Below are 23014 nucleotides of genomic sequence, written 5' to 3' on the forward strand. Positions count from 1 at the left end.
ATGGACAGCAAACCTCCCCGCAAGCACCCCGGCAGCACCGGGCGCCCCGCGCAACGCGCCCCGGGGCGCCCGCCCGACGACGCCGACCGTCGCGCGCTGGCGCTGGATGCCGCCCTGGCCTGTTACGTCAGGCGCGGCATCGCCGCGACCACCCTGCGCGACATCGCCGATGAGGCCGGGGTCACGCCGTCGCTGCTGCACTACTACTTCGGCGATGCCGCCGGCCTGCGCGAGGCGGTGACCGCCGAGCGGCTGATGCCGGTGTTCATCGAGATCCGCGACCTGCTGCTGGGCATGCCCGACGCGCCGCTGCGCGAGGTGCTCACCGCCTTCGTCGATGCCCTGTGCGACATGGTGCGCAGGTACGCCTGGCTGCCGGCGCTGTGGATCCGCGAGGTGGTCAGCGAAGGCGGCAGCCTGCGCGACCTGCTGGTGCAGCGGCTGGCGCCGCAGATCGCCGGCGTGCTGGCCGGGCGCTTTGCGCAGGAGCAGGCCGCCGGCCGGCTCAACCCCGCGCTGGACCCGCGGCTGCTGATGGTCTCCCTGCTCGGTCTGACCCTGTTTCCAGCCGCCGGCACGCCGATCTGGCGACAGATCTTCGACAGCAGCGACCTAGGCATCGACCACATCCGCGATCACGCCGTCGCGCTGCTCCTGCGCGGCATGGAGCTGCCCGAATGACCCGTTCGAAATCCCCCCGCGCCACGCTGGCCGCCTGCGCGCTCGTGGCCACGCTGCTGCTGTCGGCCTGCCGCCCGGACGTGCCCCAGGCCCTGGGCACGCTGGAGTACGACCGCATCGCGCTGCCGGCGCCCGCCGCCGAGCGCATCGTCGAGATCGCCGTGCGCGAGGGCCAGCGCGTGGAGGCGGGCGCGCGCATCCTCAGCCTGGAGCCGTCGCGCGGCGATGCGCAGCTGGCTGCCGTCGCGGCCGACGTCGCGCGCCAGCGGCAGGTGCTGGCGGAGCTGCGCAACGGCGCGCGCAGCGAGGACATCGACCAGCTGCGCGCCAACCTCGACTCCGCACAGGCGCAGGCGCGCGATGCACGCGCCTACTCCGCGCGACTGCAGCCACTGGGTTCGCAGCAACTGGTGGCAGCCGCCGAGGTCGACCGTGCACGCGCGGCCGCAGCCAGCGCCGACGCCCAGGTCGCGGCCGCGCGCGCCGCGCTGGCGGAACTCGAGCGCGGCGTGCGTCCGGAACAGATCGCCCAGGCCGAAGCCGCGCTGGCGGCCGCGCAAGCGCAGTTGCGCGCGCAGTCGGTGACCACTGGCAAGCTCGACGTGGTCGCGCCGCGCGCCGGCCGTGTCGACAGCCTGCCGTATCGCCTCGGCGACGAGCCTTCGCCCGGTGCGCCGCTGGCGGTGATGCTGGTCGGCGACGCGCCCTATGCGCGCGTCTACGTGCCCGAGCCGCTGCGCGCCCGTGTCGAGGTCGGCGATGCCGCCACCGTGCACGTCGGTGCCCAGGGCGAGCGCAGCTATCGCGGCCGCGTGCGCATGGTCCGCAGCGAACCCACGTTCACTCCGTACTACGCGCTCACCGGCAAGGACGCGGCGCGCCTGAGCTACCTGGCCGAGGTGCAGCTGGAAGGCGAGGGCGTGGCCGAACTGCCGGCGGGCCTGCCGCTGCGGGTGGAATTCCAGCCGTGAGCGTCGACGCGATCGCGGCCGGACCTGCGGTGGATGCGGACGCCGCCATCCGCGCGCGCGGCATGGTCAAGTGCTTCGGCGCGCTGACCGCGGTCGACCATGTCGACCTGACCGTCCCGCGCGCCCACGTCTACGGTTTCCTCGGCCCCAACGGATCGGGCAAGTCGACGACCATCCGGATGCTCTGCGGCCTGCTCACGCCAACCGAAGGCGAGATCGAGGTGTTGGGGCTGAAGATCCCGGATCAGGCCGACGCCTTGCGCCTGCGCATCGGCTACATGACCCAGAAGTTCTCGCTGTTCGAGGACCTCACCGTACGCGAGAACCTGGAATTCCTCGCCGCCGTGTACGGGCTGTCGCGTGCCGATACGCGCGCGCGGGTCGACGAGCTGCTTGGCCTGTACCACTTCGAGGATCGCCAGCGGCAGCTGGCCGGCACACTGAGCGGCGGCCAGAAACAGCGCCTGGCGCTGGCCGGCGCGGTGATCCACCGGCCCGAGCTGCTCTTCCTGGACGAACCGACCAGCGCGGTCGACCCCGAGTCGCGACGCGACTTCTGGGAAAAACTCTTCGAGCTGGCCGACGCCGGCACTACCCTGCTGGTCTCCACCCACTACATGGACGAGGCCGAGCGCTGCCACCGCATCGCCATCCTCGATGGCGGCGTGCTGGTGGCCGACGGTGCCCCGGGCGAACTCGCCGCCGAGTTGCGAGGACGGAGCGTCGAGGTGCGCGCGGTCCATCCGCGCCGCGCGCAGCGGCTGCTGTCCAGCTTGCCTGGCGTGCTGAGCGTTGCGCAGATCGGCAACACCCTGCGCGTGCTCTCGGCGCCCGGCCGCGACAGCGCCGAGGCGGTGGCGCGCGCGCTGCGTGAAGCGGCGCTGGAGGCCGAGGTGCTGCCGTCGGAGGCCAACCTCGAGGACGTGTTCGTCGCCGCCACCCGCGGGCGCGACGAGGGCGGAGAGGAGCAATGAAGTGGTGGCGCAGGCTGTGGGCGGTGGTGCTGAAGGAACTGCGCCAGATCCGGCGCGACCGCATCAGCATGCTGCTGATCGTGGCGATTCCGGTGATCGACCTGCTGATGTTCGGCTACGCGATCAACTTCAACCCGCGCAACCTCGACGCGATGATCATCGACCAGGCCAACACCGCGACCTCGCGCGCGGCGGTGATGGACATGCGCGCGACCGGCATCATCGAGATCACCGGCGTCGGCGACAGTCCGGCCCAGGCCATGGAACAGCTGCGGCGGGGGCGTCTCAGCGTAGCGATCGTGTTGCCGCCGGACTACGAGCGGCGTCTGGCCGACGGCAGGCCTGCAGTGCAGGTAATGGTCGACGGCACCGATACCGTGGTGCAGGCGGCCGCAGTGCAGCTGGCGCAGCTGCCGCTGGAAGCAGTGAACGGACGCCGCGCGCAGGCGCCGCCTGCGCAGATCGAGGTGGTGAGCTTCTACAACCCGGAGCGCCGCTCGGCTGTGAGCATCGTGCCGGGACTGATCGGCATCATCCTGACCATGACGATGACCATGTTCACCGCGATGGCGGTGGTGCGCGAGCGCGAGCGCGGCAACATGGAACTGCTGATCGCCACGCCGCTCAGCCGCGCCGGGCTGATGATCGGCAAAGTGCTGCCCTACGCGGTGATCGGACTGGTGCAGACCACGCTGATCCTGGCGCTGGGCGTCTGGATGTTCGACGTGCCGCTGCGCGGCAGCCTGCTCGATGTCTACATCGCCGCGCTGCTGCTGATCCTGGCCAACCTCGCCATGGGCCTGCTGATTTCCACCCGCGCCAGCACCCAGTTCCAGGCGATCCAGATCACCATGTTCGTGTTCCTGCCCTCGATCCTGATCTCGGGCTTCATGTTCCCGTTCGCGGGCATGCCCGACGTGGTGCAGTGGGGCGCGGAACTGCTGCCGATGACCCACTTCCTGCGCCTGGTGCGCGGCGTGATGCTGCGCGGCGCCAGCCTGGTCGAGCTGTGGCCGGGCGTGCTCGCGCTCCTGGCGTTCACCCTGGTCACGATGACCCTGGCGATCCTGCGCTTCCGCAAGCGGCTGGACTGAGCGGCTGGTATGGCAGATCTCTCACTGCGTTCGAGATGACACTCCGGGCAGTCGTGCAAGCTCTTCCGCTGTCATGTTGAACCGTTCGACTGTCATCTCGAACGCAGTGTTCGACTGTCATCTCGAACGCAGTGAGAGATCTTCCCCGCGCAACCTCAATCCGCTTCGCCGCCGTCGACTCCCGTCACGCGCCCGCGCAGCGAGTTGCTCATCGCCTCGGTGATCACCACATCGACGAACTGCCCGGCCAGGCGGGCCGGTCCGGCGAAATTCACGGAACGCATGTTCTCGGACTTGCCGGTCAGCTCGGCGGGATCGCGGCGCGACGGCCCCTCCACCAGCACCCGCTGCACGCTGCCGACCATCGCCTGCGAGATGCGTGCCGCGTTGGCATTGATCGTGGCCTGCAGCCGCGACAGCCGTGCATGCTTGATCGCGTCGGAGACATCGTCCGGCAGGTCGGCGGCCGGCGTGCCTGGCCGACGTGAGTAGATGAAGGAGAACGACTGGTCGAAACCCACGTCCTCGATCAGCTTCATGGTCTTCTCGAAATCCGCATCGGTCTCGCCGGGGAAGCCGACAATGAAGTCCGAACTGACCGAAATGTCCGGCCGCACCTCGCGCAGCCTGCGGATCTTCTGTTTGAACTCCAGTGCCGTGTAGCCACGCTTCATCGCCGCCAGGATGCGGTCGCTGCCCGACTGCACCGGCAGGTGCAGGTAGTTGGCCAGCTGGGGCACGTCGCGGTAGGCCTCGACCAGCGAGTCGGAAAACTCCAGCGGGTGCGAGGTGGTGAAGCGGATGCGCGCGATGCCCTCGATGCCGGCGATGGTGCGAATCAGCAGGCCCAGGTCGGCCGGCTCGTCCGCGCCCTCCATGGCGCCGCGGTAGGCGTTGACGTTCTGGCCCAGCAGGTTGACCTCGCGCACGCCCTGCGCAGCCAGCTGCACGATTTCCACCAGCACGTCCTCGAACGGGCGGCTGATTTCGGTGCCGCGGGTATAGGGCACGACGCAGAAACTGCAGTACTTCGAGCAACCTTCCATAATCGACACGAACGCGCTTGGGCCTTCGGCACGCGGCTCGGGCATGCGGTCAAACTTCTCGATCTCGGGGAAGCTGATGTCGACCTGCGGGCGCTTGGACTCGCGTCGCGCGCGGATCAACTCCGGCAGCCGGTGCAGGGTCTGCGGGCCAAACACCAGGTCCACGTAGGGCGCGCGTTTGACGATCGCCTCGCCCTCCTGCGAGGCCACGCAGCCGCCGACGCCGATGATGACCTCGCGCCCCCCGGCCTTGAGCGCCTTCCAGCGACCGAGCTGGCTGAACACCTTCTCCTGCGCCTTCTCGCGGATCGAGCAAGTGTTGACCAGGACCACGTCGGCCTCTTCGACGTTCGTGGTCAGCTCCAGTCCGTCGCTGGCGGCCAGCACGTCGGCCATGCGCGCCGAGTCGTACTCGTTCATCTGGCAGCCGTGGGTCTGGATGTAGAGCTTGCCGCGGGACGCCCCGCCGGTGGCGGCGGGGGCGGTGTCGGGCGGATCCGTGAGGACGGGCAGTTCGATCATGGCGTTTCCGGGGCGCGGTGGGGAGGCGCTCCACAACAGCGAAGCTGGTCTTCCAGGCCGGATGGCTGGTGCGTCAACTCTGTCATCCCGAGCGCAGCGAGGGATCTGTTGACCGATCCTCGCCGCGCTGGCGATGACAGCGGGCCGGTGCGACAGTTTAGGGCCTCCCGGTTCTTCTTTTCTGCGCGGCGTCCGCTTTCCAAACCGTGCGCCGTTTATCAATCAAGGACTTGGCAGCCGGGCGGGAAGGGTGGACACTGCGCGCATGAAAGGGGGGTGGGGACTCGTCGCGATCGTCGGGCTGGCGCTGTTGGCGCCGGCCGCGTCGTCGTGGGCCGGCACCATCTACCGCTGCGACAGCGCAGACGGTGCCCGCAGCTACGTCAGCAAGCGGGTCAAGGGCGCCACCTGCGTGGCGGTGAGCAACTACCGCAGCAGCCCGGCCCGGCCCGCCGCCGTGCAGGGGGCGGGCAGTGCCTCCCCGGCCAACCCGGTGGCCGGTTCCCCGGCGTCGATCAACAACAACAACGCGCCGGCGACCTTCATGGGCGGGGCGGGTTCGACTGCCCGGCAGCCTGCCGCCGCCGCGCCGAAGCCGGTCGCAGCCGCCTCCGCGGCGTCGGCGCAATCCACGCGCCGGCTGCAGCAGGGGCAGGTCTACTCCTACATCCAGGACGGCGTGCGCCACTACACCAGCCAGCGGCCGAAGAGCGGTGGCGCCTCGGCCGTCCGCACGATCAACTACAGCTTCTTCGAGACCTGCTACGCCTGCGCGCCGCTGCCGGGCGTCAATTTCGGCAACGTACGACTGAACACCACGGCCTATGCGGCCGAAGTGAAAGCCGCCGCCGCCGAATTCGGCGTCGAGGAAGCGATCGTGCGCGCGATCATGCATGCCGAATCGGCCTTCAACCCCAACGCGCTCTCACGCGCCGGCGCGCAGGGCCTGATGCAGCTGATGCCGCCCACCGCACGCCGGTTCGGGGTCACCAATTCCTACGATCCGGGGCAGAACATCCGCGGCGGTGTCGAATACCTGGGCTGGCTGCTGAAGCGCTTCAACGGCGACCTCACCCTGGCCGCGGCCGGCTACAACGCCGGCGAAGGCGCGGTCGACCGCCACAAGGGCGTGCCGCCCTACAGCGAGACCCAGCGCTACGTGGTGCGCGTCGCCCAACTGGCCGAGCGCTACCGCGGGCACGTCGCGGCGAACTGAGCTCCGGCGAGTGTCGCAAGGGCCGTCGTGTCGTGACGGACGGCGCCAAGCCCGCTCCCGCGCTCGCCCTCCACGACCGCATTGCCGTTGTGCGCACGCAGGCGCAGCCAAGGGCGCGTCCCGGCACCCCCGGACGCGGTCCCGCATGGCGGGTTGCCCGGCAAATCGCTGGCGGACAAGGGAAAACAGGCGCCACGACAGCGCAGACATTGTCGCCGCATTCAGCGTTCCGCTACACTTCACCGTTCTTTGCGCCCGCCTCCGGGGACCGGGCGCGCGGCAGCCACAATCAAATCAGCGACCCAGAAAGTTTCGCGGAGAGCCGGATGGCCAACGATGCGGTATACGACCCCGATGACGGGGCACCCGACCACCAGGGCCGGCGCAGGTTCCTGACCGCCACCACGGTGGCAGTGGGCGCGGTGGGGGCCGGATTCGCGGCTGTGCCGTTCATCAAGTCCTGGAACCCCAGCGCCCGCGCCCAGCTTGCCGGCGCGCCGGTGACGGTGGACATCAGTGCCCTGCAGGACGGCCAGCGCCTGATGGTGGAATGGCGCGGCCAGCCGATCTGGATCGTGCGCCGCTCCGAGGCCATCCTCCAGGCACTGCCGACGCTCGATGACCAGCTGCGCGACCCGAATTCGGAAAACGCCGACCAGCAGCCGGCCTACATCCAGCAGCAAAGCCCGCAGCTGCGCTCGTTCAGGCCGGAAATCTCCGTGCTGGTGGGTCTGTGCACGCACCTGGGCTGCTCGCCGGAAATGGTCGCCGAGATCCGTCCGGCGCCGTTCGACCCGAACTGGCAGGGCGGCTACTTCTGCCCCTGCCACAAGTCGAAGTTCGACATGGCCGGCCGCGTCTACCAGGGCGTGCCCGCCCCGACCAACCTGGTGGTGCCGCCGCACTATTTCGCGGACGACGCCACCATTGTCGTCGGCGTCGATCCGGGAGCCGCTTGACATGTCGAACGTGATCGAACGCACCGCCAACAACGTGTGGGACTGGTTCACCCTGCGTGCGCCGGGCTTCATGCCCTTCTACCGCAAGCACATGACGGAGTACTACGCTCCGAAGAACTTCAACATCTGGTACATCTTCGGCGTGCTGTCGATGGTGGTGCTGGTCAACCAGATCCTGACCGGCATCTTCCTGACGATGCACTACAAGCCGAGCGCGGCGGAAGCCTTCGCCTCGGTCGAATACATCATGCGCGACGTGGAGTGGGGCTGGCTGATCCGCTACATGCACAGCACCGGCGCCTCGCTGTTCTTCATCGTGGTCTACATCCACATGTTCCGCGGACTGATGTACGGCAGCTACCAGAAGCCGCGCGAGCTGGTGTGGATCCTGGGCATGCTGATCTACCTGGTGCTGATGGCCGAGGCGTTCCTGGGTTACGTGCTGCCCTGGGGCCAGATGTCGTTCTGGGGCGCCAAGGTGATCATCTCGCTGTTCGGCGCGGTGCCGGTGATCGGCAACGGCCTGACCGAGTGGATCATGGGCGACTACCTGCCCTCCGACGCCACCCTCAACCGCTTCTTCGCCCTGCACGTGATCGCGTTGCCGCTGGTGCTGCTGCTGCTGGTCGTGCTGCACCTGGGCGCGCTGCACGAGGTCGGGTCCAACAACCCCGACGGCGTGGAGATCAAGAAGGGCCCGAAGGGCAACCGCTGGTCGAAGACCGCGCCGGCCGACGGCATCCCGTTCCACCCGTACTACACGGTCAAGGACAGCTTCTACGTCTGCTTCTTCCTGATCGTCGGCGCGTTCATCATCTTCTTCGCCCCGGCGTTCGGCGGCTGGTTCCTCGAGCATGACAACTTCACCGAGGCCAACCGGCTGGTGACGCCCGAGCACATCAAGCCGGTGTGGTACTACACGCCCTACTACGCGATGCTGCGCGTGGTGCCGCACAAGCTGTCCGGCGTGCTGGTGATGTTTGGTGCGATCGCGATCCTGTTCCTGGTGCCGTGGCTGGACCGGGCGAAGGTCAAGTCCTACCGCTACCGCGGGCTGATGTCCAAGGTGCTGCTGGGCCTGTTCGCGATCACCTTCTTCTGGTTGGGCAAGATCGGCGCGGGTCCTGGCACCGACGCGACCGAAACGATCGTCGGCCGCTACCTGACCGCGTTCTACTTCCTGTTCTTCCTGACCATGCCGCTGTGGACGGCGCTCGACAAGACCAAGCCGGTTCCGGAACGGGTGACGACGCATGACTAAGACCTTCATGACCCGCATCGCCGCGTTCGCCGGCGGGCTGCTGCTGTCGTTCTCGGCGCTGGCCGCCGGTGGCGGCAACCTGCAGCAGGCCGGCACCGACCTGGGCAACCGCGCCTCGCTGCAGCGGGGCGCGCAGTTGTTCATGAACTACTGCGCCGGCTGCCATTCGCTCAAGTACCTGCGCTACTCGCGCGTGGCCGAGGACCTGGGCCTGAGCGAGGACGAGGTGATGACCAACCTCAACCTCACCGGCGCCAACTTCGGCGAACACATCATCTCGTCGATGCCAGCCGAGCAGGCGACGAAGTGGTTTGGCCAGGTGCCGCCGGACCTGACCCTGATCAGCCGCGTGCGCGGCAGCGACTGGGTCTACACCTACCTGAAGTCGTTCTACCTCGACGACACGCGTCCGCTCGGCTGGAACAACACCCTGTTCCCCAACGCCTCGATGCCCAATCCCTTCTGGAAGCAGCAGGGCCTGCAGCACGCGGTGTTCGCCGAACAGGATCCGGCGACGGGCGAGGCGGCGGTCGAGCGCCTGGAGATCTCCTCGCCGGGCACGCAAAGCGCGGCAGAGTTCGACCAGACCGTGCGCGACCTCACCGCCTTCCTTGAATACGCCGGCGAGCCGGCCGTGCTCAAGCGCCAGGGGATTGGCGTGTGGGTGCTCCTGTTCCTGTCGTTCCTCACGCTGCTGGCATGGCTGATGAAGAACGAGTACTGGAAGGACGTGCACTGATCCACTGGTGATGCGGGGACGGCGTGGTCCGGCATTTGGCCGACCGCGGCGGCCGGACACATCGTCCGGGGCGAAGACCGGGTGACCGCCTGCGGTGGGCAGGCGGCACCATGTGACCGGCGGATTCCGGTCGCTGGAGAAGCCGTTGATGGCAGCGAGTCCACGTATGCGCAATGCAATGACCCTGTTTTCCTCCGTCGACGACGTGCTGTGCCATCGGGTGCGGCTGGTCCTGGCCGCCAAGGGCGTCACCTACGACCTGATCCCCGTCGACGCGCAGAACCCGCCGCCCGACCTGATCGACCTCAATCCCTACCATTCGGTGCCGACCCTGGTCGAGCGCGACCAGGTCCTGTACGCGGCCAGCGTGGTCAGCGAGTACCTGGACGAGCGCTACCCGCATCCGCCGCTGATGCCGGTCGACCCGCTCTCGCGGGCGCGCCTGCGCCTGGCGATGCTGCGCATGGAGCACGACTGGGTGCCGCAGGTGCAGGCGGTGCAGTTTGGTGGCAGGCAGCAGGCCGACGCTGGCCGCAAGCGCCTGAAGGAACTGCTCACCGCCTCGATCCCGCTGTTCAAGGCCAGCAAGTTCTTCCTCAATCCGGAAATGAGCCTGGCCGACTGCGCGATGGCGCCGATCATCTGGCGCCTGCCGGCGCTCGGTGTGGCCCTGCCCAAGGACGGCAAGGTGATCGAGGACTACGGCAACCGCATCTTCCGCAATCCCGGTTTCCTGCGCAGCCTCACCCCGCAGGAAAAGCACCTCAACGTGCTGCCGGCCTGACCAGGAAGGCCGGGAGCCGGGTCGCAGCGATCCGATTCTGCACTCCGGCCCCCGATCACCGATCTCCAGCGATGCCAGACTCTCCCGCCAGCATGACCAGCCATCGCCCGTACCTGTTGCGGGCGCTGTATGAGTGGATCGCCGACAACGGAATGACGCCGCACATCCTGGTCGACGCCCAGCTGCCGGGCGTGCGCGTGCCGCCGCACACGGTCAAGGAAGGCCGGGTGGTGCTCAACATCGCCGACCGTGCCGTGGCCAAGCTCGAACTCGACAACGAGGCGGTGCGCTTCACCGCGCGCTTTGGCGGCGTCAGCCATCCGGTCACGGTGCCCGTGTCCGCGGTGCTGGCGATCTACGCGCGCGAGACCGGCCAGGGCATGGCGCTGCCGGAAGATTCCGGCGCAACCATGCCGCCGCACGACGATGAGCCCACGCCGCCCGACGACACGCCCGGGGAAGACGCGCCGAAGCGCGGCGCGCACCTGCGCGTGATCAAGTAGCCCAGGGCAGCATCGGGCCGGGCCTGCGTGTCCCGTAACCGTCATTCCAGCGAACGCCCGGCCACCGTCATTCCAGCGAACGCTGGAATCCATTTCGGCAGCCCCGGGATCCGCAAGCAGCCAGACGCCAGCAGGCCGAGGTCCGCCGCGATCGCCGCAACCTGGGCACCCCGCCGCCGCCGCCGCGACCGTCAGTGCAGCATCACCGCCTGCGCAGCCCGTGTGGGGCCGCTGAACCGCACCAGTTCGTCGCCATGCAGCACCAGTCGCCCGACGTGCCGATGCACGCCGTCCTCGGAATACTCGAAGCGGAAACTCCGCTCCAGGCCGAGCCGCCCGTCCGCGTGGCGGCGCAGCCGCAGCCCGCTGGCGTGCACGCTCTGGTCCAGCCAGATCACGCCGGCCACCTCGCAGGCGTTGCGGCCCACCTGAGCCGCGCGCTCGGCCGCGGCACGGGCGGAATTCCACCAGGCATAACCGGCGGCGCAGGCGATCATCAGGGCGATCAGGGCAGGGAAGTCGGGCATGGCGGGCAATGTGGCGCCCGCGCAGGCCGATTGCAATCCACGCATCGCCGGGCGCCGCGAACTTCCCGGTAGGAGCGGCTTCAGCCGCGATCGATGTATCCCGAATCGCTTGGGTGCAAGGCGCTGCGCTGGTCGCTGAAGCGCCCCGCCTTCGGGCATGCGTGCCGTTCGGAGCGCGTTCGCGGCTGAAGCCGCTCCTATGGGGGCGGAGGGCCGAGCTTGAGCGACAGGTCGATCGCGTGCAGGTGCTTGCTCAGGGCGCCGATCGAAATGCAGTCCACGCCGTCAAGCGCGATCGCACGCACGCCCGCCAGGTCCACGCCACCGGAGACTTCCAGCGGGATCCTGCGATCGGGTGCAAGCGCGTGGGCGATGTCCACCGCTTCGCGGCGCGTGGCGGCATCGAAATCGTCGATCAGGATGCGGTCGCAGCCGGCGGCAAGCGCCTCGCGCAGCTGGCCCAGCGTTTCGACCTCGACGATCAGCGGCAGTGAAGGCTGCGCGGCGCGCGCGGCGGCGATCGCGGCCACCACCGAACCGAACGCGCGCACGTGGTTCTCCTTGAGCATCACCGCGTCGTACAGCCCCATGCGGTGGTTGTCGCCGCCGCCCGTGCGCACCGCGTACTTCTGCGCGGCGCGCAGGCCGGGCAGGGTCTTGCGGGTGTCGAGGATGCGCGTTCCGGTGCCGCGGACGGCATCAACATAGGCGGCGGTGGCGGTGGCCGTGCCGAACAGCGTCTGCAGGAAGTTGAGCGATGCGCGCTCGGCGCTGACCAGGGCGCGCGCATGGCCGTGCAGCGTGGCCAGGACCGTGCCCGCAGCGACACGGTCGCCTTCGGCCACGCGCCAGTCGATCCGCACCTCCGGGTCGAGCGCGCGGTGGCAGGCGTCGAACCACGGTCGCCCGCAGACCACGGCGTCCTCCTTGCACAGCAGGTAGGCCTGGTCGTCCGCATCCGGCAACAGCGCAGCGGTGACATCGCCGCTGCCCAGGTCCTCGGCCAGCGCGCGGGCGACGTCATCGGCAATGATCGCCGGGTCCACCGCGGCGCGGTCGCCGCCGATCATGCCCTGGGGAAATCCGCGACCTGCGCGGTGGCAATGGACTCTTCGGCCAGCAGCACCGGGATGCCGTCGTCGATGCGGTAGACCAGCTTGCGGTCGTGCGTCACCAGCGCCTCGCGCATTGGCGAGGACTGCGCGGAACCGTCGCCGCGGCGCAGTCCGCCGGACGCGACCGCGGCGTTGAGCGCGGCCAGCCCGGCAGGATCGAGCAGGGCCAGCGGTTGCCGGCTCACGGGGCAGACGAGGAGGTCGAGCAGCTTGCGGTCCATGGCGGGAAGGCGATCGGATGAACCGCTAGAATACGTCTTTAGGTCCGGGGACGACGAATGTCCGCTTCACCTGCAAGCCCGCTGGTCGGGGTCGTGATGGGTTCGCGCTCCGACTGGGAGACGATGCAGCACGCCGTGCAGAAGCTCGAGGCGCTGGGCATCGCGCACGAGGTGCGCGTGGTCTCCGCGCACCGTACGCCCGACGTGCTGTTCGACTACGCCGCCACTGCGCAGGAACGCGGGCTGCGCGCGATCATCGCCGGCGCCGGCGGCGCGGCGCACCTGCCGGGCATGCTCGCGGCCAAGACCGCGGTGCCGGTGCTCGGCGTACCGGTGCAGAGCCGCGCACTGAACGGGATGGATTCGCTGCTGTCGATCGTGCAGATGCCCGCGGGCATCCCGGTGGCCACGTTCGCGATTGGCCAAGCCGGTGCGGCGAACGCCGCACTGTTCGCCGCGGCCATGCTCGCGCACGGGCAGCCCGAGGTTGCGGCCGCCCTGGCCGAGTTCCGCCAGCGCCAGACCGATGAGGTCGCCGGCGCCGACGACCCGCGCCAGTGAGCGGTCGATGACCACGGTCGGCATCCTGGGCGGCGGGCAGCTCGCGCGCATGCTGGCGCTTGCGGGTGCGCCGCTGGGCCTGCGTTTCCTGATGATGGATACCGCTGCCGATGCCTGCGCGGGCCAGTGCGCGCCGCTGCTGGTGGGCGACTACCGCGACGAGGTGGCGCTGGCTGAGTTCGCCTCGCGCATCGACGTGGCCACCTTCGATTTCGAGAACGTGCCGGCCGCCAGCGCCGAGTGGCTGGCGCAGCGGGTGCCGGTGCACCCCGGGCCGCGCGCGCTGGCGACGGCGCAGGACCGGCTGGCCGAGAAGACGCTGTTCCGCGAACTCGGCATCCCCTTGCCCGACTTCGTCGACGTCGACACGCGCCAATCCCTCGATGCCGCGGTCGCCCAGGTCGGCATCCCCGCCATCCTCAAGACGCGCCGGCTGGGCTATGACGGCAAGGGCCAGTTCCGGATCCGCACCCTGGACGATGTCGAGGCCGCCTGGCAGGCGCTGGGCACGCAGGCGCAGAAGGTCGGGCTGATCCTCGAGGCCTTCGTGCCTTTCGAGCGCGAACTGAGCGTGGTCTCGGTGCGTGGCCGCGATGGCGAATTCCGCACCTGGCCGCTGACCGAAAACTGGCACGTGGATGGGGTGCTGTCGGCAAGCCTGGCCCCGGCGGACTGCGAGCCGGGGCTGGTCGCGCAGGCGCACGCGCATGCACGCGCACTGGCCGAACGTCTCGACTACGTGGGCGTGTTCGCGCTGGAGCTGTTCTGCCGCGACGGCGTGCTGCTGGCCAACGAGATGGCGCCGCGCGTGCACAACTCGGGGCACTGGACGATCGAGGGCGCGGACACTTCGCAGTTCGAGAACCACCTGCGCGCCGTGCTGGGGCTGCCGCTGGGCGAGACCCGGTCGCTGGGCCATGCCTGCATGCTGAACTGGATCGGGTCGATGCCCGATGCCGATGTGGTCCTGCGCGAACCGGGCGGCCACTGGCACGACTACGGCAAGCAGCCGCGCGAAGGCCGCAAGGTCGGCCACGCGACATTGCGCGCCGATGACACCGCCGCGCTCGCACACGCGCTGCGCAACGTGGGCGCGGCACTCGGGCGTGAGGAGCAGGTGGCGCCGGTGCTGCGCGCGCTGGGGGCGGAGAACGGCTGAGGCGCGGCGGAGAAGCACTGCGCCTTGTCGGTTGGATCGCGCCGCCTGCCTGGCCCCCACCCCGGCCCTCCTCCGCTTGCGGGGCAGGGCCGGGGTGGGGGCCGGAGCCGCGGCAGCCCCTCAGCGCATCCGTGTCGCCACTGTCTTCCAGTCCACCAGCTGCCAGAACGCGGCCAGATAGCGTTCGCGCGGGTCGGCCTGGTTCTGTGCGTAGGCGTGCGGCCACAGGCAGCAGGCCAGCAGGGGCGTGTCGTTGCCGGTCAGCGGCGTGGTCGACTGCGGCGCGACAAGGATCGCCAGGCGCCCGTCGCGGCGTTGTACCAGCCACAGCCAGCCTGCCCCGGACAGGCGCGTGGCGGCCTCGGCGAAGCGCTCCCGCATTCGCTTCACGTCGCCGAAGGCCTGGCTGATCGCATCGCCCAAGGGGCCACCGGGTTCATCGTGCCCATCGCCGACGGGCGGCCGCAGCGCCGCCCAATGGAAATCCTCGGCCCAGGCCTGTGCGGCGTGCGCGGCGAGGGCGCCGCTGGCGTCACGGACCAGGTCGGTCAGTTCCGGCGCCGGGTCGGCGGCGGCTTCGCCCAGCAGCGCGTTCAGCGCATCGACGCCGGCCTGTTGCGCGCGCCGGTGCCGCTCCACGGCCTCGGCCGGAAAATGCGGCGCGAAAGTGGCAGGGTCGCAGGGCAGCGGGCGAGGTTCGATCGGCATGGCGTCGGGTCCGGATGGCCGGCGGAGCAGGGGAGCGCGGCATACAATACGCAAAACCGAATTCCGGTGGCCCGCTGTCGCGCGCTGCCGCACAGGAGTAGCGTGATGACGCCGCTGGACCGCATCAAGGCCGAAGTCGAACACCATCCCGTCGTGCTGTTCATGAAGGGCACCCCGCAGTTCCCGATGTGCGGCTTCTCCAGCCGCACGATCGAGGTGCTCAAGGCGGCCGGCGCAAGCGGCATCCACACCGTCAACGTGCTGGCCGAGCCCGAAATCCGGGCCAACCTGCCGCGCTTCTCGAACTGGCCGACGTTCCCGCAGCTTTTCATCCACGGCGAGCTGATCGGTGGCTGCGACATCACCCTGGAGCTGCACGAGAGCGGCGAGCTGGCGCGCATGATTGCGGAAGTCCAGAAGACGTGAGCGGGGCGCCCGCGACGCCCGCGGACCGTCCGCTCGATGGCCGCGCGGTGTTGGTCACCGGGGGCCACGGCGGGCTCGGCCGTGCCGTGGCGCTGGCCTGCGTGGCCGCCGGCGCGATGCCGGTGCTGCTCGGGCGCAAGTCGCGCAAGCTTGAGCAGGTGGCCGACGCCATCGAGAAGGCCGGCGGGCAGGCGCTGCTGTACCCGCTCGACCTGGAAGGCGCCGCGCCGGACGACTACGCCGAACTCGCCACCCGCATCGGCGACCGCTTCGGCCACCTCGATGGCCTGGTCCATTGCGCCGCCGACTTCGCCGGCCTGACGCCGCTCGAGCACACCGATCCCGCCGCCTTCGCGCGCGCCATGCACGTCGACCTGACCGCTCGCTGGTGGCTCACCCAGGCCTGCCTGCCGCTGCTGCGCGCTTCCGACGCAGGCACGGTGGTGTTCGTGATCGATCCGGCGCCCTGCGCGGCGCCAGCGTACTGGGGCGGCTACGGCATCGCCCAGCACGGGCTGGAGGCACTGGTGGCGATGCTGGATGCCGAAACCGCCTCCACGCCGCTGCGGGTGCGCGCGTTGCGTCCAGGCCCGATGCGCACGCCGCTGCGGGCGCGTGCCTATGCCGCCGACAGCGACCGCCTGGCGCGTGACCCGGCCGGCTTCGCTGACGCCTGCGTCGACCTGCTCGCCCCGGCGGCGGATGCGCAGTGACCATCCTCCAGGCCGCCCTGCTGCTGTTCCTGATCCTGGACCCACTGGGCAACATCCCGGTGTTCCTGAGCATGCTGCGCCGGCTCGAGCCGCAGCGCCAGCGCATCGTGCTGGCGCGCGAACTGCTGATCGCGCTGGCCGTGCTGATGCTGTTCCTGTGGGCGGGCAAGTACGCGCTCGAGGTGATGCACCTGCGCCAGGAGGCGGTGGCGATCGCAGGCGGCATCGTGCTGTTCCTGATCGGCATCCGCATGATTTTCCCGCCGCCCGAAGGGCTGATGGGCGAGATCCCCGGCGGCGAGCCCTTCATCGTGCCCATGGCGATCCCGCTGGTCGCCGGCCCCTCGGGCATGGCCGCGGTGATGCTGATGGGCAGCAAGGAGCCCGAGCGCCTGGTCGAATGGAGCCTGGCGCTGCTGCTTGCCTGGGTGGCAACGGCACTGATCCTGTTCTCTGCCACGTCGCTGTACCGCCTGGTGGGCGCGCGCGCCCTGACCGCGATCGAGCGGCTGATGGGCATGCTGCTGGTGGCGATCTCGGTGCAGATGCTGCTGGACGGGCTGACCGGCTATCTCCGCCTGCCTGTCGCCGGCTGATGTTGCGCAGCAACAAGTACTTGGTGCCGCTCCACCGTATCTGCCATCAAAGCGAGCACGGTCAAGCACTTCCGCGTCTTTGAGAACTGTCTTTTTGCTGTCATGTGCAACGGTTAATGTGTTAATCTGAAGTTAACCGAACGCCCCGTCACGCCCGCCTCACGGGCCGCTGCATTTGCACGCTGCGCATTCGGTTTCCACCACCAAGACCACCCCCGCATTGAGGCAAACCACATGACCCACCGCAACCGCATCCGGCTGTCGAAACTGTCGATCGGTCTGATCGCTGCGCTCGCCGCAGCGCCCGTATTCGCCCAGAGCACCTCCGCCGGCGTCGGCGGCCTGGTGACCGACAACGGTGGCCAGCCCGTCGCGGGCGCGGAAGTGGTCATTACCCATGTCGAGTCGGGCACGGTCAGCCGGGCCACCACCGACGGCAGCGGCCGCTACAACGCCCGCGGCCTGCGCGTCGGTGGCCCGTACGAGATCACGATCACCAAGTCGGGTGAAGGCACCAGGACCGAGGACAACGTGTACCTGGCGCTGAACCAGGTGAACACGATCAACGCATCGCTCGCTGCGGACGTGACGACCCTTGGCACCGTCACGGCCGTCGGCGTGGCGGGCGGCTCCGACATCTTCAGCGCCAGCAAGATGGGGACCGGGACCAACATCTCGCAGCAGCAGATCGAGGCGCTGCCGTCGGCCAACCGCAACATCCAGGACTATGTGCGCATGGATCCGCGCATCGCGCAGAGCGACAAGTCGCGCGGCGAGATCAGCGTCGGTGGCCAGAATCCGCGCTACAACGCCATCCGCATCGACGGCATCAACACCAGCGATACCTTCGGGCTGGAGTCCAACAACTTCCCGACCATGCGCCAGCCGGTGTCGATGGACGCCATCGAGGCGATCAACGTCGACATCTCCAACTACGACACGACCATCACCGGCGCCACCGGCGCGGTGATCGACGCGGTGACCAAGTCGGGCACCAACGAGTTCCATGGCTCGATCTACGGCGCCTACCGCGATGGCGACTGGTGGGGCGAGCACCCCGTGTCCGGTGCCGATTTCACCGGCTTCAACGATGAGCAGACCTATGGCGCCACCTTCGGCGGCCCGCTCATCAAGGACAAGCTGTTCTTCTTCGTGAACTACGAGAAGTTCAGCCGCGACCGCGCCGGTTCCTCGTTCGGTCCAATCGGGTCCGGCGCCAACACCGTGGTCAACGTCACCAATGAGCAGATCGCCGAGGCGCAGCAGATCGCGCGCGAGGTCTACAACGTCGACATCGGCAGCATGGAATCGCCGCCCAGCATCAAGAACGAAGTCGAGGAATACGCGGCCAAGATCGACTGGAACATCAACGACAACCACCGTCTGTCCGCGCGCTTCTCGAAGCTCGAGCAGGTGGAACCGAACCTGGCCGGTTCCAGCAACAGCATGAACTACAACAGCCACAACGTCGGGACTTCGGGTCCGGCGCTTGGCCTCAACAGCCGCTGGTACGACGTCAACAAGAATGTCGAAACCTCGGTCGTGCAACTGTTCAGTGACTGGACGGACAGCTTCAGCACCGAGTTCAAGGTCGGCCGCCGCACCTACGACTCGCTCAGCACCGTCTACTCGCGCCTCCCGCAGGTGGTCGTCACGTTCGGGCAGGACGATGACGGCGCCAGCCTGGTTGCCCCGCCGTACCTGAACTTCGGTGCCGACGAATTCCGCCACGGCAACCAGATCAACACCACCACCGACAACGCCTTCGGTGCCGCGACCTGGTTCGTCGGCGACCACACGCTCAAGTTCGGCTTCGACTGGGAACAAAACGACGTCTACAACCTGTACGCCCAGAACATCTGGGGGACCTACGTGTTCGCCGGCCTCGACGCGTTCCGCGACGGCGAGTACTCGGTGTACGACCTCAACGCACCCGTGCCGGGCAACGACCTCAGTTCGGTGGCGATGCGCTACAAGCACGCCAACACCGGCCTGTTCGTGCAGGACAGCTGGGCGGTCAACTACAACCTGACCCTGATGTTCGGCCTGCGCGTCGACCTGCCGAGCATGGACGACGTGCCGGTGCACAACCTGCTGGTGCAGGAGTACTACGGCTACGACAACCGCGAGAACATGGACGACGCGCTGGTCCAGCCGCGTTTCGGCTTCAACTACACCTTCGACAGCGACCTGCCGACCCAGCTGCGCGGCGGTGTCGGCCTGTTCCAGGGCTCGGCCGCGAACGTGTGGGTGGGCAACTCCTACCAGAACACCGGTTTCGGCCTGATCGGCTATAACGACCGCAATCCGACCGACGGCTGGCTGCCGGTGCAACTGGACGACGTCGACAACATGCCCAGGCCGGATCCGGCCAGCGGCTACGGCATGATGGTCAACCTGATGGACCGCGACTTCGAGCAGCCGTCGGTGTGGAAGGCCAACCTGGCCCTCGACAAGGAACTGCCGTGGCACGGCATCGTGGCGTCCGCGGAGCTGCTGTATACCCGCGTCAACAAGGGCCTGCACTTCGAGCGCCTGGACCTGGGTGCACCCACATACATCGATGATCAGAACGATGGCCGGACTTTCTACACCACGAATGTCTATGCGCCACCGGGCTCCTCGAACCGCTCGCGCGCAAACGGCGGCGCCGGCGTGGCCGATCTGGCCGACACCATCCCCGGCTACGAGAACGTGACGGGTTGGGCCGGTGACGGCGTCATCCTGATGACCAATACGGACAACGGCCGCAGCGCGCAGTTCACCGTCGGACTGAACAAGCCTCTGCTCGACACCTGGGGCTGGTCGCTGCACTACACCTACACCAACGCCACCGAGGTCAACCCGCTGACCAGTTCGCGAGCGATTTCCAACTGGTCCAACAAGGCGATCTTCGACCCCAACTCCGACGATGCCGCGACTTCCAACTACGAGATCCGCGACCGCATCACCGGCACCATGCAGTTCCGCAAGTCGTTCTTCGACGACTACGCGACGATCTTCTCGGTGTTCTACGAGGGCCGCTCGGGTGCGCCGCACAGCTGGCGCTTCGCCAACGACATGAATGGAGACGGCTACACCAACGATCTTCTGTACGTGCCGGGCACCGTGGGTGAGGTGATCTTCACCGGTGGTGCGGCGATGGAGGCGGCGTTCTTCGACTGGGTTGCCGAGAACGGCCTCGCCCGCCAGGGCGGCGCGGTCGCAGAACGCAACACCTTCCGCAATCCCTGGGTGAACCAGTTCGACCTGCGCATCAGCCAGGAACTGCCAGGCTTCTTCAAGGGCCACAAGTCCGAGATCTGGCTGGACGTGATGAACGTGGGCAACCTGATCAACAAGGACTGGGGCCGCATCCAGTACAACTCGCCGTACGGCGATCGCGTTGCGGTGGGCTTCCAGGGTGTCGACGCAGCGACCGGTCGTTACATCTACGACTTCAACAGCGATCCGGTCAGCAGTTCGAACCGCAATGGCGTCACCTCGCCGGTCTGGACCGACTGGGAGTCGCGCTGGTCGCTGCAGCTGGGCTTCCGCTACAAGTTCTGACCGCCCGCGGTCTGCGACACCGAAACGGCCGGGGCAACCCGGCCGTTTCCGTTTGCGAGGGCGGCTGCGCTACAGTCGCCAGCCTGACGAGAGAGCACGAATGGAACAGCCCACAAGCGAAGCGGCAACCACTTCCCTGCCGGTGGTGAGCACCCGGATCTATCCCAGCGGCGCACTGGACATCCTCTCGCGCGACGAGGTCGCGCGGCTCAAGGACGCGTCCAGCGGCGGCATGCACGACCTGTTGCGCCGCTGCGCGCTGGCGGTGCTGACTAGCGGCAGCGCCTCGGATGATCCGCGCGCCGCGCAGGAGCTGTATCCGAGCTTCGACATCCAGGTCCTGCAGCAGGACCGCGGCGTACGCATCGAGCTGAACAACGCGCCAGCGATGGCCTTCGTGGACGGCCACATCATCCGTGGCGTGGCCGAGCTGCTGTTCGCGGTCGTGCGCGACCTGGCCTGGACCGCGATCGAACTCGCCCCGGAGCTGGATGCGGAACTGGAGACATCCGCCGGCCTCACCAACGCCGTGTTCGGCCTGCTGCGCAACGCGCGCATCCTGCGGCCGGCCGATCCGAACCTGGTGGTGTGCTGGGGCGGCCACTCGATCGGCCGCGAGGAGTACCAGTACACCAAGAACGTCGGCTACGAACTTGGCCTGCGCGGCCTCGACATCTGCACCGGCTGCGGCCCGGGTGCGATGAAGGGCCCGATGAAGGGCGCCACCATCGCCCACGCCAAGCAGCGCCGCCGCCGCACCCGCTACATCGGCATCACCGAGCCGGGCATCATCGCGGCCGAATCGCCCAACCCGATCGTCAACCACCTGGTGATCATGCCGGACATCGAGAAGCGCCTGGAGGCGTTCGTCCGGCTCGGCCACGGCATCATCGTGTTTCCCGGTGGCGTCGGCACGGCCGAGGAGATCCTCTACCTGCTCGGCATCCTGCTGCGCGAGGAGAACGCCGACCTGCCGTTCCCCTTCATCCTCACCGGCCCGACCGCGGCCGCGCCGTACTTCGAGCAGATCGACCAGTTCATCCGCCTGGCCCTGGGTGACGCCGCGGCCCGGCGTTACGAGATCATCATCGCCGACCCCGAGAGAGTGGCGCGGCGCATGGGCACCGGCATCCGAGACGTGCGCGAGTACCGCATCGCGCAGAAGGACTCGTTCTACTTCAACTGGGGCCTGGACGTTCCGCTCGACTGCCAGCAGCCGTTCGTGCCCACGCACGAGGCCATGGCCGCGCTCGACCTGCGCCACGGCCGCCGCCCGCAGGACCTCGCCGCCGACCTGCGCCGCGCGTTTTCCGGCATCGTCGCAGGCAACGTCAAGGAAGAAGGCATGCGCCGCGTCGAGCAGCACGGCCCGTTCCAGATCCATGGCGACGTGGACATCATGCAGGCACTTGATGCGCTGTTGCAGGCATTCATCGAACAGCGGCGCATGAAGATCTCCGGGCAATACAGGCCGTGCTACGAGGTGGTGGCGCAGGCCTGATCGTTCGCGACCGCGTCAGCCCCGCCTCGGCAGGGTGAGCGTCGCCACGTGCTCGCCATCGGTGGCGTGGACCTCCACGCCGCCGAGTCCGCCGGTGAACACCTGGATGCGCGATCGCACCGCGTTCAAGCCGATTCCGTGCCCGGCGGAAGACCGCGCCTGCTCCGTCGGCAATGAATTACGAACGACGATGGCAATCGATGTCGGCGTCTTGTGCAGCGAGATCGCGACATGGCCGCCACTCCGGCTCGGCTCGATCCCGTGCTTGATCGCGTTCTCGACCAGCGGCTGGATCGACAGCGGCGGAATGGTGATGTCGGCCAGCGCGTCGGGCGGCTCCGCGATGTCCCAGTGCACCTGCAGCCGGTCGGCAAAGCGCAGTCGCTCGATCTCCAGATAGCGCTGCGTCAACGCCAGCTCCTCGGCCAGCGGCACCTGCTCGCGGCCCGAGATCGCCGCGCGGAACAGGTCCGCCAGGTCCAGCAGCAACTGCTCGGTCGCCTGCGGCCGCGCGTGCACCAGCGCGATGCCGGTGTTGAGCGCGTTGAACAGAAAGTGCGGGCGGATGCGTGCCTGCAGCGCGTCGACCTCGGCCTGCTTGGCGCGTACCGCCAGCTGCCGTTCCCGCCACTGGCCCCGGAACGCGGCCAGGCCAAGCAGCCCCACCGTCAGCGCGATCGCGGTGAGCCGCAGCGCGAACGCAAGCCAGCCCCCGTGCGGCGTTGGCCACAGATCGCGCAGCGTCCACCACGCCAGCGCGCTCACCAGCCAGGTGCTCAGCAGCAGTGCGCCCAGGGCGGCACGCGCCACTGCGACCGGCGTGGCGCCAGCCAGTCGCCGCCGCAGCAGGTACAGCAGACCCATCGTGGTGAGGAAGACCCACTGCACCCCAAGCGATGCCATGCCGAAATAGGCGATCGGCTCGTCGGTGGCGCCGGGGGCCAGCGTCAGCACGAGCGCGAGCGCCTCGCCAGCCAGGACGACCCAGATCACCGTGCCGGCCTGCCACAGCGTGTCCAGGGGGGCGGAGGTGGCGTGGCGCTTGCTGGAAAAAGTCATGCAGGGACGGGGCCCGTTCGGATGCCTCGATGGAAGACCTGTAGCCACTTCGGCCATCCACGCCCCGGATCGCGCCGTTCGTCCCGGAAGTGCTGGTTGCCTGAAGTGCCCCGGACTAGGGTATGCCGT

Annotated in this window: 23 protein-coding genes; 17 read left to right on the plus strand and 6 right to left on the minus strand. The window is 68.6% G+C overall.

Annotation, left to right across the window (positions count from 1 at the left end; genetic code table 11):
• From ACW5DW_RS09930 to ACW5DW_RS09945, 4 genes are read left to right on the plus strand one after another with little or no spacing between them, the layout of a single operon-like run.
• Complete coding sequence (locus tag ACW5DW_RS09930) at positions 1 to 681, plus strand: TetR/AcrR family transcriptional regulator (protein ID WP_457018682.1); 681 nt, start codon at positions 1 to 3, stop codon at positions 679 to 681.
• Positions 678 to 1652: an HlyD family secretion protein gene (locus tag ACW5DW_RS09935; RefSeq protein WP_457018683.1), complete on the plus strand. Its 975-nt coding sequence runs from the start codon at positions 678 to 680 to the stop codon at positions 1650 to 1652. Before ACW5DW_RS09930 ends, ACW5DW_RS09935 begins: the two co-directional genes overlap by 4 nt.
• A gap of 47 nt (positions 1653 to 1699) precedes the next feature.
• Entirely contained in the window at positions 1700 to 2626 is a 927-nt protein-coding gene (locus ACW5DW_RS09940; RefSeq protein WP_457018862.1) for an ABC transporter ATP-binding protein, read from the plus strand.
• Positions 2623 to 3720 (plus strand): ABC transporter permease, encoded by a 1098-nt coding sequence (locus ACW5DW_RS09945; RefSeq protein ID WP_457018684.1) that lies wholly within the window; start codon positions 2623 to 2625, stop codon positions 3718 to 3720. The genes ACW5DW_RS09940 and ACW5DW_RS09945 overlap by 4 nt, the downstream gene beginning before the upstream one ends.
• 155 nt (positions 3721 to 3875) lie before the next feature.
• On the opposite strand, the gene miaB is transcribed toward ACW5DW_RS09945, so the two are convergent.
• On the minus strand, positions 3876 to 5288 hold the full coding sequence (miaB, locus tag ACW5DW_RS09950; protein ID WP_457018685.1) for a tRNA (N6-isopentenyl adenosine(37)-C2)-methylthiotransferase MiaB: 1413 nt from the start codon (positions 5286 to 5288) through the stop codon (positions 3876 to 3878).
• A gap of 265 nt (positions 5289 to 5553) precedes the next feature.
• On the opposite strand from miaB, the gene ACW5DW_RS09955 reads away from it, so the two are divergent.
• The 6 genes from ACW5DW_RS09955 to ACW5DW_RS09980 all read left to right on the plus strand — a co-directional run bounded on the left by ACW5DW_RS09955 (position 5554) and on the right by ACW5DW_RS09980 (position 10750).
• The gene (locus ACW5DW_RS09955) at positions 5554 to 6504 is read left to right on the plus strand and encodes a lytic transglycosylase domain-containing protein (protein ID WP_457018686.1); all 951 of its coding nucleotides are present in this window, start codon (positions 5554 to 5556) and stop codon (positions 6502 to 6504) included.
• 326 nt (positions 6505 to 6830) lie between these two features.
• Entirely contained in the window at positions 6831 to 7463 is a 633-nt protein-coding gene (gene petA / locus ACW5DW_RS09960) for a ubiquinol-cytochrome c reductase iron-sulfur subunit (RefSeq protein WP_457018687.1), read from the plus strand.
• A gap of 1 nt (position 7464) precedes the next feature.
• Complete coding sequence (locus ACW5DW_RS09965) at positions 7465 to 8724, plus strand: cytochrome b (protein ID WP_457018688.1); 1260 nt, start codon at positions 7465 to 7467, stop codon at positions 8722 to 8724.
• A complete protein-coding gene (locus tag ACW5DW_RS09970) occupies positions 8717 to 9463 on the plus strand; it encodes a cytochrome c1 (RefSeq protein ID WP_457018689.1) in 747 nt (248 codons plus the stop codon). Before ACW5DW_RS09965 ends, ACW5DW_RS09970 begins: the two co-directional genes overlap by 8 nt.
• Positions 9464 to 9611: 148 nt before the next feature.
• Complete coding sequence (locus ACW5DW_RS09975; RefSeq protein WP_457018690.1) at positions 9612 to 10247, plus strand: glutathione S-transferase N-terminal domain-containing protein; 636 nt, start codon at positions 9612 to 9614, stop codon at positions 10245 to 10247.
• Positions 10248 to 10339: 92 nt separating this feature from the next.
• Complete coding sequence (locus ACW5DW_RS09980; protein WP_457018691.1) at positions 10340 to 10750, plus strand: ClpXP protease specificity-enhancing factor; 411 nt, start codon at positions 10340 to 10342, stop codon at positions 10748 to 10750.
• A gap of 191 nt (positions 10751 to 10941) precedes the next feature.
• On the opposite strand, the gene ACW5DW_RS09985 is transcribed toward ACW5DW_RS09980, so the two are convergent.
• The 3 genes from ACW5DW_RS09985 to ACW5DW_RS09995 form a co-directional block, all read right to left on the minus strand.
• Complete coding sequence (locus ACW5DW_RS09985; protein WP_457018692.1) at positions 10942 to 11277, minus strand: DUF3301 domain-containing protein; 336 nt, start codon at positions 11275 to 11277, stop codon at positions 10942 to 10944.
• A gap of 197 nt (positions 11278 to 11474) precedes the next feature.
• Positions 11475 to 12347: a carboxylating nicotinate-nucleotide diphosphorylase gene (nadC, locus tag ACW5DW_RS09990; RefSeq protein ID WP_457018693.1), complete on the minus strand. Its 873-nt coding sequence runs from the start codon at positions 12345 to 12347 to the stop codon at positions 11475 to 11477.
• Positions 12344 to 12613: a Trm112 family protein gene (locus ACW5DW_RS09995; protein WP_457018694.1), complete on the minus strand. Its 270-nt coding sequence runs from the start codon at positions 12611 to 12613 to the stop codon at positions 12344 to 12346. The genes nadC and ACW5DW_RS09995 overlap by 4 nt, the downstream gene beginning before the upstream one ends.
• A gap of 57 nt (positions 12614 to 12670) precedes the next feature.
• Between ACW5DW_RS09995 and purE the strand changes: the two genes are divergently transcribed.
• Together purE and ACW5DW_RS10005 are read left to right on the plus strand one after the other, a co-directional pair.
• On the plus strand, positions 12671 to 13174 hold the full coding sequence (purE, locus tag ACW5DW_RS10000) for a 5-(carboxyamino)imidazole ribonucleotide mutase (RefSeq protein ID WP_457018695.1): 504 nt from the start codon (positions 12671 to 12673) through the stop codon (positions 13172 to 13174).
• 7 nt (positions 13175 to 13181) lie between these two features.
• On the plus strand, positions 13182 to 14333 hold the full coding sequence (locus tag ACW5DW_RS10005; protein WP_457018696.1) for a 5-(carboxyamino)imidazole ribonucleotide synthase: 1152 nt from the start codon (positions 13182 to 13184) through the stop codon (positions 14331 to 14333).
• A 120-nt stretch (positions 14334 to 14453) separates the two neighbouring features.
• Here the strand turns inward: ACW5DW_RS10005 and ACW5DW_RS10010 are convergent, their stop codons facing one another.
• Positions 14454 to 15041, minus strand: a complete 588-nt coding sequence (locus ACW5DW_RS10010) for a Fe-Mn family superoxide dismutase (RefSeq protein WP_457018697.1) — start codon at positions 15039 to 15041, stop codon at positions 14454 to 14456.
• A gap of 105 nt (positions 15042 to 15146) precedes the next feature.
• Here ACW5DW_RS10010 and grxD point away from each other — a divergent pair, with 105 nt between their 5' ends.
• From grxD to ppnN, 5 genes are all read left to right on the plus strand, one after another.
• Positions 15147 to 15467, plus strand: a complete 321-nt coding sequence (gene grxD, locus ACW5DW_RS10015) for a Grx4 family monothiol glutaredoxin (protein WP_457018698.1) — start codon at positions 15147 to 15149, stop codon at positions 15465 to 15467.
• Positions 15464 to 16180 (plus strand): SDR family NAD(P)-dependent oxidoreductase, encoded by a 717-nt coding sequence (locus ACW5DW_RS10020; protein WP_457018699.1) that lies wholly within the window; start codon positions 15464 to 15466, stop codon positions 16178 to 16180. Before grxD ends, ACW5DW_RS10020 begins: the two co-directional genes overlap by 4 nt.
• Positions 16177 to 16776, plus strand: a complete 600-nt coding sequence (locus ACW5DW_RS10025) for a YhgN family NAAT transporter (protein WP_457018700.1) — start codon at positions 16177 to 16179, stop codon at positions 16774 to 16776. The genes ACW5DW_RS10020 and ACW5DW_RS10025 overlap by 4 nt, the downstream gene beginning before the upstream one ends.
• Before the next feature lie 234 nt (positions 16777 to 17010).
• The gene (locus ACW5DW_RS10030) at positions 17011 to 20325 is read left to right on the plus strand and encodes a TonB-dependent receptor (protein ID WP_457018701.1); all 3315 of its coding nucleotides are present in this window, start codon (positions 17011 to 17013) and stop codon (positions 20323 to 20325) included.
• A 100-nt stretch (positions 20326 to 20425) separates the two neighbouring features.
• Positions 20426 to 21826, plus strand: coding sequence for a nucleotide 5'-monophosphate nucleosidase PpnN (ppnN, locus tag ACW5DW_RS10035; protein ID WP_457018702.1), 1401 nt, complete (start codon positions 20426 to 20428; stop codon positions 21824 to 21826).
• A 15-nt stretch (positions 21827 to 21841) separates the two neighbouring features.
• Here the strand turns inward: ppnN and ACW5DW_RS10040 are convergent, their stop codons facing one another.
• Positions 21842 to 22885, minus strand: a complete 1044-nt coding sequence (locus tag ACW5DW_RS10040) for a sensor histidine kinase (RefSeq protein WP_457018703.1) — start codon at positions 22883 to 22885, stop codon at positions 21842 to 21844.
• Between the last annotated feature and the right edge of the window lie 129 nt (positions 22886 to 23014).

This window comes from Luteimonas sp. A482 (genome assembly GCF_054072655.1).